This window comes from Sphingobium sp. EM0848 (genome assembly GCF_013375555.1).
Lineage (GTDB): Bacteria > Pseudomonadota > Alphaproteobacteria > Sphingomonadales > Sphingomonadaceae > Sphingobium.
In genome coordinates, this window is the sequence record NZ_JABXWB010000001.1 from 3,185,623 (window position 1) to 3,201,119 (window position 15,497).

12 protein-coding genes are annotated in these 15,497 nt (G+C 64.0%); 5 read left to right on the plus strand and 7 right to left on the minus strand.

Features of this window, described 5'->3' with window-relative positions:
* Positions 1–2 precede the first annotated feature (2 nt).
* The 4 genes from HUK73_RS15535 to HUK73_RS15550 form a co-directional block, all read right to left on the minus strand.
* The gene (locus HUK73_RS15535; RefSeq protein ID WP_176592709.1) at positions 3–1,220 is read right to left on the minus strand and encodes a beta-ketoacyl synthase; all 1,218 of its coding nucleotides are present in this window, start codon (positions 1,218–1,220) and stop codon (positions 3–5) included.
* The gene (locus HUK73_RS15540; RefSeq protein ID WP_218036467.1) at positions 1,217–1,474 is read right to left on the minus strand and encodes an acyl carrier protein; all 258 of its coding nucleotides are present in this window, start codon (positions 1,472–1,474) and stop codon (positions 1,217–1,219) included. Before HUK73_RS15540 ends, HUK73_RS15535 begins: the two co-directional genes overlap by 4 nt.
* Before the next feature lie 116 nt (positions 1,475–1,590).
* On the minus strand, positions 1,591–2,934 hold the full coding sequence (locus HUK73_RS15545) for an HlyD family type I secretion periplasmic adaptor subunit (RefSeq protein WP_176592710.1): 1,344 nt from the start codon (positions 2,932–2,934) through the stop codon (positions 1,591–1,593).
* Position 2,935: 1 nt separating this feature from the next.
* Entirely contained in the window at positions 2,936–4,675 is a 1,740-nt protein-coding gene (locus HUK73_RS15550) for a type I secretion system permease/ATPase (protein ID WP_176592711.1), read from the minus strand.
* 129 nt (positions 4,676–4,804) lie between these two features.
* Here HUK73_RS15550 and HUK73_RS15555 point away from each other — a divergent pair, with 129 nt between their 5' ends.
* The 3 genes from HUK73_RS15555 (at position 4,805) to HUK73_RS15565 (ending at position 10,794) form a co-directional block, all read left to right on the plus strand.
* Positions 4,805–5,905: an acyltransferase gene (locus tag HUK73_RS15555; RefSeq protein ID WP_176592712.1), complete on the plus strand. Its 1,101-nt coding sequence runs from the start codon at positions 4,805–4,807 to the stop codon at positions 5,903–5,905.
* A 599-nt stretch (positions 5,906–6,504) separates the two neighbouring features.
* Complete coding sequence (locus HUK73_RS15560) at positions 6,505–8,784, plus strand: glycoside hydrolase family 3 N-terminal domain-containing protein (protein ID WP_176592713.1); 2,280 nt, start codon at positions 6,505–6,507, stop codon at positions 8,782–8,784.
* Between the two features lie 141 nt (positions 8,785–8,925).
* Positions 8,926–10,794, plus strand: a complete 1,869-nt coding sequence (locus HUK73_RS15565; protein WP_176592714.1) for an ABC-F family ATP-binding cassette domain-containing protein — start codon at positions 8,926–8,928, stop codon at positions 10,792–10,794.
* Between the two features lie 6 nt (positions 10,795–10,800).
* Here HUK73_RS15565 and HUK73_RS15570 read toward each other — a convergent pair whose 3' ends face one another.
* Both HUK73_RS15570 and HUK73_RS15575 read right to left on the minus strand, forming a co-directional pair.
* A complete protein-coding gene (locus HUK73_RS15570) occupies positions 10,801–11,910 on the minus strand; it encodes an AI-2E family transporter (RefSeq protein ID WP_176592715.1) in 1,110 nt (369 codons plus the stop codon).
* Between the two features lie 43 nt (positions 11,911–11,953).
* Entirely contained in the window at positions 11,954–13,186 is a 1,233-nt protein-coding gene (locus tag HUK73_RS15575; protein WP_176592716.1) for a YceI family protein, read from the minus strand.
* A gap of 219 nt (positions 13,187–13,405) precedes the next feature.
* On the opposite strand from HUK73_RS15575, the gene HUK73_RS15580 reads away from it, so the two are divergent.
* Positions 13,406–13,843, plus strand: coding sequence for a thioesterase family protein (locus HUK73_RS15580; RefSeq protein ID WP_176592717.1), 438 nt, complete (start codon positions 13,406–13,408; stop codon positions 13,841–13,843).
* A gap of 3 nt (positions 13,844–13,846) precedes the next feature.
* Here HUK73_RS15580 and HUK73_RS15585 read toward each other — a convergent pair whose 3' ends face one another.
* A complete protein-coding gene (locus HUK73_RS15585; RefSeq protein ID WP_176592718.1) occupies positions 13,847–14,230 on the minus strand; it encodes a DUF983 domain-containing protein in 384 nt (127 codons plus the stop codon).
* An 88-nt stretch (positions 14,231–14,318) separates the two neighbouring features.
* On the opposite strand from HUK73_RS15585, the gene HUK73_RS15590 reads away from it, so the two are divergent.
* Positions 14,319–15,497: an aminodeoxychorismate synthase component I gene (locus tag HUK73_RS15590; RefSeq protein WP_176592719.1), complete on the plus strand. Its 1,179-nt coding sequence runs from the start codon at positions 14,319–14,321 to the stop codon at positions 15,495–15,497.

The window sequence follows — 15,497 nt, forward strand, 5'->3', positions numbered from 1 at the left end:
GATCAGCCCCGCGATCCGGCCGCCGAAAATGCCAGCACCGCGTTCAACCCGCCAAAGGCGAAGCTGTTGGACAGGGCATGGCGAACGGTCGTCCGGCGCGCACCATCGGCCACGAAATCCAGCCCCAGCGCGGGGTCCGGTTCCGTGCAATTCGCGGTCGGGGGCACCAATTGTTCCTGTAGCGCCTTGACCGTCATCACTGCTTCCAGCGCGCCAGCGGCGCCCAGACTGTGCCCCAGCACCGCCTTCACCGACGACACGAGCGGCAGCGGAGCGCCATCGAACACGGCCCTTATGACGGCGCTTTCCACCTCGTCGTTCATCGCGGTCCCGGTGCCGTGGGCATTGATATAGCCGATGTCGGCGGGGGTGAGGCGCGCGTCCGCCAGTGCGGCCCGCATGGCCTCCATTGTGCTCTCCGCATTGGGAGAGGTCAGGTCGGCGGCATCGGCATTTGCGCCGAAACCCGTCAGTTCGGCCAATATGGTCGCGCCCCGCGCCTGGGCATGGTCCCATTCTTCGAGGATCAGCGTCGCCGCGCCTTCGCCGATCACCAGACCCGAACGGTTACGGGAAAAGGGGCGGCACGTGTCGTCGGACAGCACGCGCAGCGCTTCCCACCCGATCATCGTGCCCGCGGTGATGCAGGCCTCCGCCCCGCCCGCGACGGCGATCTTCGCTTCGCCCGACCGCACCATTCTGAACGCCAGACCCAGCGCATGGGCACCCGACGCGCAGGCGCTGGCGACCGCCAGTGCCATGCCGCGCAGGCCCAGATCCATGGTGATTTGGCTGGCGGGGGCGTTCGTCATTAATTTGGGCACGGAAAAGGGATGCACCCTGGGCTTGCCCTCTCCATAGAGCCGGGCGAAATTGTCATCCAGCGTCTGCATGCCGCCGACTCCGACGCCGATGATCGTCGGCGCCTGGCGCAGGGCGGGATCGTCCCGGTCGATGCCGCTGTGCGCCAGCGCCTCGCGCGCGGTGATGACCGCGAATTGCGAAACACGGTCGAGCATCGCCAATTGCCGGGCGGGAAAATGGTCGGCGGGATCATAATCCTTCACCTGCGCCGCGATGGGGCAGGTGACGAGATGGCCTCGCTCGATCTCGATCGGCCCGATGCCGCTCTCCCCCGCGGCGACGGCGCGCCAGCTTTCCGGCACGGTCTTGCCCACGGGGGTGATCGCGCCGAGTCCGGTAACGGCGACCCGTTTCATGCGCCCTGGCGTTTCGCCAGCGCGTCTTCGACGACGGTGACGATATCGCCCACCGTCCGCAACTGAATCGAATCCCCGACATTGGCGTTGAAGGGCACGTCGATGCCGAATTCTTCCTCGATGGCGAACACCGTTTCGATCACGTCCAGCGATTCATAGCCCGCCTCGGCCAGATCGGTCGTTTCATCGAGAGACGCAGGATCGCGACCGATCTGCTTGCCGACGATTTCCTTAATATGTTCCAGAACAGACATGACTTGCCCCCAAAAGCGACGGTCCCCGTTAATATTCTACCTTCGCAATCGCAGCATGTTGCTGAAAATCGTCTAGTCAGGCAAGGAGTTATATCGTCCGTAATACAACATAAGCATCAATTTTCCCGGAACGCCCGGTTGAACTGGTCACGAAGCGGCTTGGTTATATAGGAAAGCAGCGACCGTTTCTCCGTCTGGACGAAGCATTCGACCGGCATTCCGGGTTTGAGTTGCAAAGCCCCCAGCCGACGGAGCTGCTGTTCGTCAATCTCCACTTCCGCCTTGTAGAAGCTGTTGCCGGTCCGGTCGTCGACTGTCCGTTCGGGGGCGATCCGCGCCACCGTTCCGGTGAGTTCGGGCGTGGACTGGAGGTTGAAGGCGGTGAAGCGGGCCACGGCCTTCTGCCCCAGATGCAACTGGTCGATGTCATAGGGGCTGATGTGGATTTCGATGGTCAGCCGGTCGGAATCGGGAACGATCTGCATGATCGTCTGCATCGGCGGCACCACGCCGCCCACGGTCGAATAGCTCAGCTTGTCGACGATCCCGGCATAGGGCGCGCGCAGCAGGCTGCGGTCATAGCTGTCGCCGGCGGTCACGGACCGGATTTCCTGGTCGTTGAGCCGCGATTGCACATCGGCCAGCAGATTGCCCGCCTCGGCCCGTGCCGTCTGATCCGCTTGAATGGACTGTTGTCGCAATTCCGCGATTCGCGCCCGGCTCTGTGCGATCTGCGCGCCCAGTGAGGCTTCCGTGCCTTCCAGATCCGCCGCGGTGCGCTCCAGCTGGTTGAGGCGCGAAATGGTGACCAGCTTGCGTTCGTAGAGCGACTTCACGCCCTCCCGCTCCGGGGCGATGAGCCGCGACTGCTTGGTGGCTGCGGCAGCCTGCGCCTGCAAGGCGCGGATTTCTTCTCCCGCCTGCCTGATGCGTTCGGCATATTGCGCCTGTTCCCCGGCACGGGCGCGCCGGCGGGCTTCGAACAATTGCGCTTCCTGCGCCATCGCCAGCCGGGCGGCGGGCGTGGGGTTGCGCGTCATTTCGGCCGGGAAGCCCAGCGTGGTGAGGCCGTCGCGCTCGGCCATCAGGCGCACGCGCGAGGCGAGCAACTGGTCGACACTGTCGCCCATTCGGGCCGCGCTGGTGGCTGACACGGTGCTGTCCAGCCGCATCAGCTTCTGCCCCTTCTGCACCCGGTCGCCTTCCTTGACGAACATTTCCGCGATGACGCCGCCATTGGGATGGGCGATCTGCTTGACGCGACTCTCGACCGTCACCTCGCCCTGACCGATCACCGCACCGCGCGTCTGGATGACCGCCGCCAGCAGGAACAGGCACAGGAACAGCGCGGCGACCGCGATCAGGCTGATGCGGACGCTGCGGCGCAGGGCAAGCTCGGGATGGGCGAACAATTCCGTCTCGTCATCCGCGACGAAGGTGCTGGGCAACTGGTAATTCATCTCACTGCTCCTGCCCGTCCGCCGTGGGCGTCCCGGTCTTTTCCGTTCTGCCGGGCTTGCGCGCGTCCAGCAGGCGTTGCCGCACATCCTGTTTCGGCCCGAAATCCTGTACCGCGCCGTCACGCAGCACCAATATATAATCCGCCGCATCGACGGTGGCCGATGCGTTGCCGACGATGATGCAGATGGCGCCCCGCGCCCGCGCCTTGGTCACGGCTTCGCTCAGCGCCTGTTGCCCCCGCCCGTCGAGATGGGTCGCCGGTTCGTCCAGCAGCAGCAGGAAGGGTTTGCCGTACAAGGCCCTTGCCAGCGCGATCCGCTGCCGCTCGGCGACGGACAGCCTGCACCCTTCCTCGCCCACCTGCGTCAGATAACCTTCGGGCATTCGCACGATCATGTCATGGATGCCCGCCGCCGTTGCTGCCTCTATGATGTCGTCGGGCTGGGCATTGGCGGTGAAGTGCGCGATATTGTCGGCAATCGTGCCGTCGAACAGGTCGATGGTCTGCGGCATATAGCCGACATGGCGCGCCAACATGTCGTCCTGCCACTGGTCGATCGCCGCATCGTCCAGCCGCACCGTGCCGGCCAGCGTTGGCCATATCCCCGCCAGCACCTTGAGCAGGGAGGATTTGCCGGAACCGGCCATGCCGATAATTCCCAACACCGTTCCCTGCGTGAGGGTGAAACTCACGTCGCGCAGCAGAACCGTCCGGGTGCCGGGGGCCGCCACGGCGATCTGTTCGGCCCGCAGGCTGGATGTCGGCGCGGGGAGTGGCAGCCTGTCCGGCTGGGCGGGCGCCGCAGCCAGCAACTGGCCCAGATTGCGCAATGACTGCCAGCCCAGTGCCAGTCCCGGCAGGCTGTTGGCGACCGATGCAAAGGGTGCCATGGCCTTCCACCCCAGCAGCGCCGCAGCGATGACGATGCCCAGACTGGCCCGGTCGAACACCGCCAGCACGGCGCCGATCGCGATCAGTGCCGCGAACAGACTATTGATCAGCATGGTGCTGACGACACCCTGGGTCGTGGCCAGCCGGTCCAGAGTCCAGGCGGGAATGGCCACACGGCGTTCGGCCTTGCGCCGTTCCATCACCATGGTCGGGCGCATGCCCAGCGCGCGGACCAGGCCATGATGGCGGCGATAATTCTCGGTCAGAAGATGGCGCTCCGTCAGTGCCGGGAGCATGGCGGACACAAGCGATCGCGCGCGCCGCCAGCCGGACAGCAGGAACGCGCCGCCGATCAGCCCGGCAATCGCCAGCGCCAGAGCCAGCCAGCCGCTGAAGAGGAACAATATGATCAGGAATAGGGGAAAGGCGGCCAGGTCCAATGCTGCCAGCGCGCCCGGACCGCTGATCGCGGCGCGCACGCTGTCCTGCGCATGGCCGATCTGCATGTCCTGGGCACGGCTGCCGTCGGAAAAGGCGAGCCGGCCGCGCATCGCCGCCGTGGCCGCGCCTAGCCGGATGTCGACGGCATTGGCGAACTGAAGCATGATTCGCGACCGCAGCAGCGCAAGGCCGGTCGTGAAGGCCAGCGCGACCAGCATCAGCAGAACGATGCCCAACAGGCTTTCGCCGCTGCGCGCCACCATCGCCACGTCGAAAACCAGAATGCAGTAAATGGCAAGGATGATCGGGAAAAGCGCCTGCACGCCGGTAAGGAACAACAGTCCCGCCAGCGTGCTTCTGCTACCCGCCGTCAACTCGCGCAGCGCGTGATGCGTGTCGTCCTGCAAACCGGTTTACCTGCTGCTGATTCTGTTGAGAGTGCCGTTCTAATAGGCGGAAAGTTAAAGTGTTTCTAATCATTCCTTTTCGTGGCAGTGAAAAACCCGTTGGGTGCGAATTAAAGGGCGGCGGAATTCATGACGATCGACGACGAACTATTGAAACCGGAGCGGAACAATCTGACGCTGGTTCGTCTTGTTCTGGCCTCCGCCGTCATCCTGACCCATTGCTATTGGCAGGTGCATCACGTCATGGGGAAGGACCCGCTCAGCGATTGGCTCGGCGCGCCCTTGTCCGTCTATGCTGTGGACGGCTTCTTCTTCCTGAGCGGCTTTCTCGTTTACGGCAGCCTGCGGCGGCGGGCCCATGTGCGCCGCTTCATGGTGTCGCGTCTTGCCCGGATGATGCCGGCGCTGTGCGTGTCTGTCCTTTTGACGGTGGCCGTCGGAGCGTTATTCACCACCGCGCCGCTCCCGACCTATTTCGGCGGAGAGACGGCGCGCTTCGCCGCCTATAATCTGACGCTTCAGGGTGGTCATTACAGCCTGACCGGCATCCCGTGCGGCGACGCGCCCTGCGTCGTCAATGGATCTCTGTGGACGCTGCGCTGGGAATTTCTCTGCTATCTTGCGCTGGCGGTGCTGGGCCTGACCGGGCTGTCCAGGCCCCGGCTAGTGCTCACCATCGTGGCGCCCGTGACGCTGATCGTCGCGCTGATTGTTCATGTTCCGGCCATTGCCGGGCTTGTCCATTCGCTGGGCGGCAAAGGCGGCACCTATTGGGTGGAAAACGCGGATCGTCTGTGGACGCTGTTTGCCGCCGGTGTCGTGGCTGAAATCCTGCGCGACCGCATCAAACTGTCATGGCTGGTGTTGGCCTTGCTCGGCCTTGCCAATGTCGCGGCTTATCGCTGGAACGTCAATTTCCATGTCCAGACGCTGTTCGTGGGCTATGCGGTGCTGTGTTGCGGCTTTCTGTCAGCGCGCCATGGCGCCGTTTCGGGGCGTTGGCCCGACTATAGCTATGGCATGTATATCTATGCCTTCCCCGTCATGGTTTTGCTGGCGGGATTGTTGCGGACCGACAATTACCTGTTGCTGGCGCTGGCCAGCTTTGTCTGCACCCTGCCGCTGGCAGCGCTGTCCTGGCATTTTGTCGAACAGCCGGTGCTGGATCTGGTGCGAACGCGCCGCAAAGGCGCGGTTGCCAAACCGCAGCCAGCTTTCGGTACGACCTGAACTATAGGTGCGCGCCGTGACTTTAATGGGCGAGTTGAACGATCGGGATGGCGATGGCGATCCAGAGGATGGTCGAGAGCGCCACACTGAGGAAAAAGCCGCGAACGGCGCGCTGCAGCGTTGCATCAATCATACGCCCCCCCCTTTGCTTTCGGCCTTATGGTCACGACCGTTTTCTTTACCTACATTAGAAAATTCCGAAATGCCACAAATTCATGTCAGGAATTCAGGATATTTCTCCAGCTGTATTTCGCCGTAATAAATAGAGAGGAAATGGATTTTTCCATTCTCGGTTGGAAATTTCCTTAAGACGCCGGTTTGTCAGAAAATATCCTAAGGTGTATATCTTTAGTTGTAATGATTTGTGCCGGATTTAGGTAAAATTACGCGCCATTGACTTGTTGCTGATAAAGTAAAATCCTGATCTCCTCAAAGGGAGCGGTCAAAGTGCGTTCCATGCCGCTATCCTCCTGCCCGCTGACAATCCGGCTATTCACCCCCAGATAAGGTTCGGCCTGTCGTTTGCGGTGCGGCAGAGCCTTTCCTTCGCGCGATAACCGGCTAACTCCTATTCATCCGGTTTCTGTTACGCTCTTCAGATGATCATCGACCGTCGCGCTGTCCTGACTGCCGCCCTTGGGGGCTTCCTGACCCTTCCATTTCCCCGCCGTGCCCTGGCCGCGAACGAGGTGGAGCGCGTGGACGAACTGATCGCACGCATGACGATCGAGGAAAAGGCGGGCCAGATGACCTGCCTGGCCGACAGCTTCCGTCCCTATAATCCACCCAATCCGCAGGTCGGCATCCAGAATGAAAAGGATCTGGCTGACGAGATTCGCAAAGGCCGGGTCGGATGTCTGTTCAACGGCATCGGCGTGGCGGGTGCCCGCCGCGCACAAGAGATCGCGCTCAAGCAAAGCCGCCTCGGCATCCCCCTGCTGTTTGCGGGCGATGTCATCCATGGCCTCAAGACCATCTTCCCGGTGACGCTGGGCGAATCGGCCAGCTTCGATCCCGCGCTGGCCGAACGCACCGCCCGCGCCATGGCGGTGGAAGCCACGGCGGCTGGCCTCCATCTGACCTTCGCCCCCATGGTCGACGTCGCCCGCGACCAGCGCTGGGGCCGTGTGGTCGAGGGGGCAGGGGAGGACGTCATCCTCGGCAGTCTCTTCGCTGCCGCCCGCGTGCGCGGCTTCCAAGGGCGCGACCTGCGCCGCGACGACTCCTTACTCGCCTGTCCCAAGCATTTTGCGGCCTATGGCGCCGTCGCTGGCGGCCTCGAATATGGCAGCGTCGACATTAGCGACGAAACCCTGCGTGAAACCCATCTGCCGCCCTTCGGTTCGGCCTTCGCGGCGGGGGCGCTGACCACCATGGCCGCCTTCAGCGAGATCAACGGCGTGCCCGCCACCGCCGATCGCGACCTGCTCACCGACACGCTGCGCGGCGAGATGAAGTTTCGCGGCTTCGTCTTTTCCGACTACACCGCCGATGAGGAACTGATCGCCCATGGCTATGCCGAGGATGAGCGCGACGCCACCCGCCTCGCCATCCTCGCCGGCGTGGACATGTCGATGCAGAGCGGCCTCTACATCCGCCACATCCCCGATCTGGTGAAAAGCGGCGCGGTGCCGATGGAGACGGTCGACGTCGCCGTCCGCCGCATCCTTTACGTCAAGACTGCCATCGGCCTGTTCGAAAACCCCTGGCGGTCGCTCAATGAGGAAGCGGAAAAGACCCGCATCTTCACTCCAACCCATCGCGCGCTGGCCCGCGAAGCCGGTGCGCGCTCTATCGTGCTGCTCCAGAACAACGGCATCCTCCCCCTCGATCCCGCCAGGGGCCAGAGCATCGCCCTTATCGGCCCCTTTGGGGAGGACAGGGCGAATGTCTACGGCCCCTGGGCCTTTTACGGTGACAAGGGCAAGGGCGTCGACATCGCCTCCGGCCTGCGCGCTGCCATGCCCGATCCGGCGAAACTCTCCATCGCACAGGGCTGTGACATTCTCGGCCCGATCGAAGGCGGCATCGCCAAGGCCGTGGAAGCCGCCAGAGCCGCCGATCTGGTCATCCTCGCCATCGGCGAATCGCAGGACATGTCTGGCGAGGCCCAGTCCCGTACCGCCATTGAAATCCCCCCGGCGCAGCAGGCGCTGGCCGACGCCGTCGCGGCCACGGGCAAGCCCATGATCGTCCTGCTCCGCCACGGTCGCGCGCTGGCGCTCCACGATGGCGTCGCGAACGCGCAGGCGATTCTCGCCACATGGTTCCTCGGCTCCGAATCCGGCCATGCCATTGCCGACATCCTGTTCGGCAAGGAAAACCCCTCCGCCAAGCTTCCGGTCAGCTTCCCCTGGGAATCGGGGCAGGAGCCGTTCTTCTACGACCGCAAATCGACCGGCCGCCCGGTGATCGACAATCGCACCGAATATCGGTCGCGCTATGCCACCACCGACAACAGCGCCCGTTTCCCCTTCGGCCATGGCCTGAGCTACAGCGATTTCGTGCTGGAGAATCTGAAGCTGTCCGACACGGCGCTCCGCTGGGACCGCGCCATTGAAATCACTGCCCGTCTCACCAACAAGGGCTCGCGCAGGGGCAGCGAAGTGGTGCAACTCTACATGCGCGACCGCGTGGCGAGCCGTACCCGCCCGATCCGGGAACTGAAACGAATCGAGCGCGTCACCCTTGGACCCGGCGAAAGCAGGACGGTCCGCTTCTCCCTCTCCCGCACCGATCTGCAATTTGTCGGGGCGGGGAGCAGGATCATCGCGGAACCGGGCCTGTTCGACCTGTGGCTGGGGCAGTCGTCCAATGGCGGCCTCCACAGCCAGTTCACCCTTTATGCGGCGGAGCAAGGCACTATGCCCGCTAAATAAATCATCATCCCCGCGCAGGCGGGGATACACCTCCCACCCTATCCTCCGGCGCGACGGCAGGAGATGGGTTCCCGCCTCCGCGGGAACAACTAAAAAGGCCAAAGCTTGGCATCTCCCGCCATCCTGCTTAAAGGCCCCTCCATGCTTAACTTGAACGGTATCACCGTGCGCCTCGGCGGCCGCACCATCCTCGACCGCGCCAGCGCTTCGCTGCCGCCGCGCAGCCGCGTGGGCCTGATCGGCCGCAACGGCGCGGGCAAGTCGACGCTGATGAAGGTGATGATCGGTCAACTCGACCCGGATGAGGGCGGCTGCGAAATGCCGCGCGACACCCGTCTTGGCTATATCGCGCAGGAGGCGCCCTCCGGCACCGCGACCCCGTTCGACACGGTGCTGGCTGCGGACAAGGAACGCGCCGCGCTGACGGCGGAGGCGGAACATACCGAAGACCCCGACCGCCTCGGCCATATCTATGAACGCCTGAACGCCATCGACGCCTATACCGCGCCTGCCAGAGCCGCGCGCATTCTTGTCGGCCTCGGCTTCGATGAAGAGATGCAGGGGCGTCCGCTGGACAGCTATTCGGGCGGCTGGAAGATGCGCGTGGCGCTCGCCGCGCTGCTCTTCTCCAACCCCGAACTGCTGTTGCTCGACGAACCGTCGAACCACCTCGACCTTGAAGCGACGCTGTGGCTGGAGAATTTCCTCAAAAGCTATCGCGGCACGGTGGTCGTCATCAGCCACGAACGCGACCTGCTCAACAATGTGGTCGACTATATCCTCCATCTGGAAGGGGGGAAGATCACCCTCTATCCCGGTGGTTACGACGCCTTCGAACGCCAGCGCGCCGAACGCCTCGCCCAGCAGGAAGCCGCCCGCGCCAAGCAACAGGCGGAACGCGAAAAGCTTCAGGACTATGTCGCCCGCAATTCGGCCCGTGCCTCGACCGCGAAACAGGCCCAGTCCCGCGCCAAGGCGTTGGCGAAGATGCAGCCCATCGCGGCGGCCATTGAGGACCCGACGCTGCATTTCGGCTTCCCCAGCCCGCCCGAACTGCGCCCGCCGCTGATCACCATGGACATGGCGGCGGTCGGCTATAACGACACGCCCGTCCTGAAGCGCGTCAACCTGCGCATCGATCCTGACGACCGGCTGGCGCTGCTGGGCCGCAACGGCAATGGTAAGACCACGCTCGCCCGCCTGATCGCCGCGCAGCTGAAGCCGATGGAAGGCGCGATGAACGCCTCGGCCAAAATGAATGTCGGCTATTTCACCCAATATCAGGTGGAGGAACTGGACGTTGCCGACACGCCGCTCGAACATATGAGCCGCGTGATGAAGGGCGCGACCCCCGCCGCCGTGCGCGCGCAGCTTGGCCGCTTCGGCTTCTCGGGCGAGCGCGCGACGCAGAAGGTCGGCTCCATGTCGGGCGGGGAAAGGGCGCGGCTGGCGCTGGCGCTGATCACCCGCGACGCACCGCATCTCCTCATCCTTGACGAACCGACCAACCACCTCGACGTCGACAGCCGCGAGGCGCTGGTGCAGGCGCTGAACGAATATTCGGGCGCGGTGGTCATCGTCTCCCACGACCGCCATATGATCGAGTTGGTGGCCGACCGGCTGGTGCTGGTCGACGGCGGCACGGCCCAGCCCTTTGACGGCAGTCTGGAGGATTATACCGACATCATCCTGCGCAAAGCCGACGGAAATGGCAGCGGCGGCGACGCGCCAAAGGTCGATCGCAAGGCGGAAAAGCGCAACGCCGCCGAATGGCGCGAAAAGCAGAAGGCGGCGAAGAATGCCGTCAGCAAGGCCGAAAAGGAAATGGCGACGCTCGCTGCCGAGCGCAGCCGTATCGACCAGGCGCTGTTCGATCCCAAATCCGCCTCCGGCGCGGAGGCGAAAATGACCATGACGCAGCTCATGGTCAAGCGCGCCGATGTTGAGAAGAAGCTGGAAACGGCGGAAGAAGCCTGGATGGAAGCCAGCGCGGTGCTGGAGGAGCTGTAAGCCGCGTCAGGCCTGCCCCGGCTCCTCCGTCAGCGGCCCTTCCAGTCCATCGACCCCGCTCCGCATCCGCGTGACGATGTTCCACGTCGCGATGAACAGCGCCGCGATCACCGGCCCGATGACGATGCCGTTGAACCCGAACAGGTCGATCCCGCCCAGCGTCGTGATCAGCACCACATAATCGGGAATCCGCGTATCCCGCCCGACCAGAACCGGGCGCAGGATATTATCCACCATGCCGATCACGAACATCCCGCAAAAGGCAAGGATCAGCCCCTTCACCACAGCGCCCGTGACGAACAGATAGATCGCCACCGGCACCCAGACCAGCCCGGTCCCCACCGCCGGGATCAGCGAGAAGGCGCCCATCAGCACGCCCCACAGCAGCGCCCCCGGCAACCCTAGTGCCCAGAACACCACGCCGCCGATCAACCCCTGCACGATGGCGACGATGATGCTGCCCTTGATGGTCGCGCGGGTGACGACGACGAATTGCTGCATCAGCGCGCGGCGATAGGTAGTGCGCATTGGCGCCGCCGCGTCGAACCGTGCGGCCAGCAGCGCCCCGTCCCGCAACAGGAAAAAGGTCAGGTACAGCATGACCGAAAGCGCCACCAGGAAGCTGAACGCGCTTTGGCCGATGGCAAGCGCCTGCGTGGCGAGCGTGCGGAAGCTGGACGCGATGCCGGAACCCAGCATTTCCCGCACGGCATCGAAATTGGTGATGCCCAGACGCGCCAGAAATGCCGATGCCCAACTGGGGAGGCTTGCCTGAAACTGCTCGAACATCTTTGGAATATTGATCTGGCCGGACTCCACCCGCCCGTAGAAGAGCGTCGCTTCCTGCACCAACGCGATGGACAGGATGATGGCCGGCACGATCACCAGCCCGACGATCAGCAGCAGGGTCAGTCCCGCAGCGCTGTTGCGTCGCCGGGGCATCGCCTGCAACAGCGCCTGGTTGACCGGCGCGAACAATATGGCGGCGATCACGCCCCACAGGATCGCGGCGAAGAACGGTTCGATCACCATGGCGAAGGCGATGGAAACGATCAGGACGAAGCCCAGGAAAACCCCGTCTTCTATCCGCGTTGCTGGCGATGATATGCGGTCCATCAACCCGGTTTGGCAGAACTCTTACTGCAAATCTATCCGTCGCTTATTCCGCTTTGGCACTGAAACCGAAGTGCACGGTCACCTTGGGGTCCAGCCCGGTGCTGCTGTCGCCATTGCCGACGCCAAAGGACGCGCGGGTGATGGTGGCGGAACCGGCAACCTTCCGTGCCTTGCCCTTGCCGGACAGGGTGAAGCGGATGCTCTGCGGCTTGCTCACGCCCTTGAGGCTGAGCGTGCCCGAAGCGCGATAGCCGTTCGCGCCGGTCTTTTCCGCGCCCTTGGCGGTGAAGACCGCCTTGGGATGAGCCGCGACGCCGAAAAATTCATCCCCGGCCAGCATCCCGTCCTTGTAGCTGTCGCCGACGCTGGCGCTGGCAAGGTCGATCTCCACGCGGATGTCGGCGCTGTCGGGATGGTCGGGGTTCATCACGATCTTCGCGGTCCATTTGGCAAAGTTGCCGCTGATCGTCTCGCCGCTGTTGCCGACCGAAAAGCCGATGCTGCCGCCCGGTTGCACGGCCCAGTTGGGCGGCGGGCCTACAGGTTCCTCCACTGCCGCCGCATTATCAGCACTGGCGGGAAGCGCCGCATTGGCGACATTGTCGACCGCCTCCGCCACATTGGCGGCCGCTTCCTCCTCGACCGCAACAGGCGGGACCAGAGCGGCGATCGCCTTGGGTGCGGGCGTCGGCAGGATGATGCGCCCCAGCACGAACCCAACCGCTATCAATCCCGGCAAAGCCGCCAGCAATGCCGGCGATCGCACCGGCATCATCCGCCACATCAGCCCGTCGCGCATCAGGAAGTGATGCCGCAACGCCCCCGCGACATGAAGCGCGAACAATGCAATGCCGACCCATGCCAGCACCGAATGCGCGGCGAATGCCGGATCATTGACGCTCATCGGCAGGGGCAGGTGGGGCAGGGGAACGACCCCGAAGATCAGCGTCGGCACCTTGACCTTCGCGGTCGACACCAATGCCCATCCGGTCAGCGGCGCGCCCAGCATGAAGACATAAAGGCCCGCATGCACCGCCTTTGCCAGTGCGCCCTGCCAGCCGTGCTCGGTCGGAGCCGGGCGCGGCTTCCAGTAACGGATGGCGATCCGCGCCAGGGTCAGCAGCAGGATCAGAATCCCGATCGACTTGTGTAGCTGAAACAGCGCAAAGCCTCGCGCGCCCAGATCCTCCAGCGCCCATCCCACGGCGATCTGGAAGGCGAGCATGGCGGCAATCGCCCAATGCAGGAAAATGGCAATCCGACTATAGCGTTGCATGGCGGCCCTTGTGCGCGGAAACTGTGGCGCGAAAGCTATGCCGTGACCGCCATGAAGTCCATGGCCGCCCCCGGAAACGATCCGTTGCGTAAGGCCGCATGGCCTGTTCGCGCCTGTGTCAAAAAGGTCGCAGCGTCGTCAATATCCTGCCCAAAGATTTGCATCCCCGCCGACAGCGTTTATGAGCATGGGACAAACAGGACATATGGAAAGCAGGACATGGCCAAACCCGAATCCTGGCGTCTGAGCCCGGAAGCCTATCGTTTCGTTACCAGCATCGACACCCGCTTCCAGGATATCGATACCATGGGCCACATCAACAATGTGGCGATTTCCGGGATTTTCGAAACCGCCCGCATCCGCTTTCACCATCATCTGGGCCGCCATCCGCAGGAGCAGGGCGTGCGCTGGATGGTCGCCAATGTGAACCTCAATTTCGTGGAAGAGGCGCACTTCCCCTATCCGTTCGAAGTGCATTGCGCGATCGGCCATATCGGCCGCACCAGCTGGACGATCAGCTCGGCGGGCTTTCAAAAGGGCGTCTGCGTCGCCACCTGCGACACCACTGTCGTCACCCATGGTTCCGAAGGCCGCCGCAGCATCGACGAAACGCTGCGCGAGGCGATGGAACGGAATTTCATCATCCAGCCTGCCTGAGATTCAGGCAAAGCCATCCATGCGGCGGCTCCACTGAAAGGCGATGACCGCGCCCTTGACGGGCTGGATCATCGCCACCGCCAGCAGGATCGCCAGCCCCGGCCACAACACCGCCTGCACTCCCAGCGGAATCTCGAGCGAGGCATTCACCTCGATCATCAGCGGCACCAATATGTGGCCCAGCAGCAGGATGACGATATAGGCCGGGAAATCGTCCGCGCGGGACTGGTCCCAGGCCTGCCCGCAATGCCCGCAGGCGGGGCTGGGCTTGAGGAAGCGCGCAAACATCTTTCCCTCGCCGCAGGCGGGGCAGCGACCGCGCAGCGCCAGCGAGAGCGCCGGGCCGAAGGGGCGCGCCACATCGTCGGGGGAGGGGGAGGTGTTCATGCCGCCCCTCTCTATGGCCTGCGTGCGGAACGCGCAACAGACAGGATCAGACCTTCCGCCCCGGCAAAAGACTGGTAAGAGGGCGGCCATGCGCCTGCCGGGACCGACCGAAGCCTTCGCCTTGTTCGACGATGCCCGAACGCGCGCTCCCGCGCCCGCGCGCCTCTATCGCGACCCGGTATCGATCATCGCCGCGCATGCGCAGGAGGAGGTGCAGCCCGCGCTTGACCGTCTGGCCGAAGCGGCGGAAGCTGGCCTTCATGCCGCCGGCTTCATCAGCTATGAGGCCGGGCTTGCGCTGGAAGACCGGCTTCGTCCAGTCGCCGCGCGTCATCGCGCCGACGCGCCGGGCACGCCGCTGCTCTGGTTCGGCCTGTTCGAAGGGGTGCGCCTGATCGAACCCGATGCTCTGCCGGACCTTTTGCCCGATCCGGCATCGGCCCGCGTGAACTCGGTCACCCCCTTGATCGACGAAGCCGCCTATCGCGCCGCCTTCGCCCAGGTGCAGGATTATATCCGCGCAGGCGACATCTATCAGGTCAACCTGACCTTCCCGTGCGCGGCCCGGTTCAGCGGCGACCCGATGGCGCTCTATGCCGCGATCCGTCCCCGCCAGAATGCGGGCTATGGCGGCGTGATCCGCACCGGCGACCACAGCATCCTGTCCTTCTCGCCCGAACTCTTCTTCACCCATGTGCGCGGCCAACTCACCGCCCGCCCGATGAAGGGCACCGCTCCGCGCGATGCCGACCCGGCGGGCGATGCCGCCCTACGCGACTGGCTGGAAAGCGATCCCAAGCAGCGCGCCGAAAATCTCATGATCGTCGATCTGCTGCGCAACGATCTTTCCCGCGTCTCCCGCGCCGGAACGGTGACGGTGCCCGACCTGTTCAAGGTCGAAACCTATCCCACCGTCCACCAGATGGTGTCGACCGTCCGCGCCCGACTGCTGCCCGGCCTGTCGCCGGTCGATGTGCTGCGCGTCCTCTTCCCCTGCGGATCGATCACCGGCGCGCCCAAGGTCCGGGCGATGGAGATCATCGACGCGGTCGAACCCCATCCGCGCGGCATTTATACCGGCTCCATGGGCTGGATCGATCCGGAGGGCGACGCTGCCTTCAATGTTGCCATCCGCACGATTTGCGTCGAAGAAGGCAGTTCGGAAGGGCGTCTCGGTCTGGGATCGGGCATCGTCGCGGATTCGGAAGTCGCTTCCGAATGGGCGGAATGTCTGGCCAAGGGGCGCTTCCTCACACCAGTTGAATGA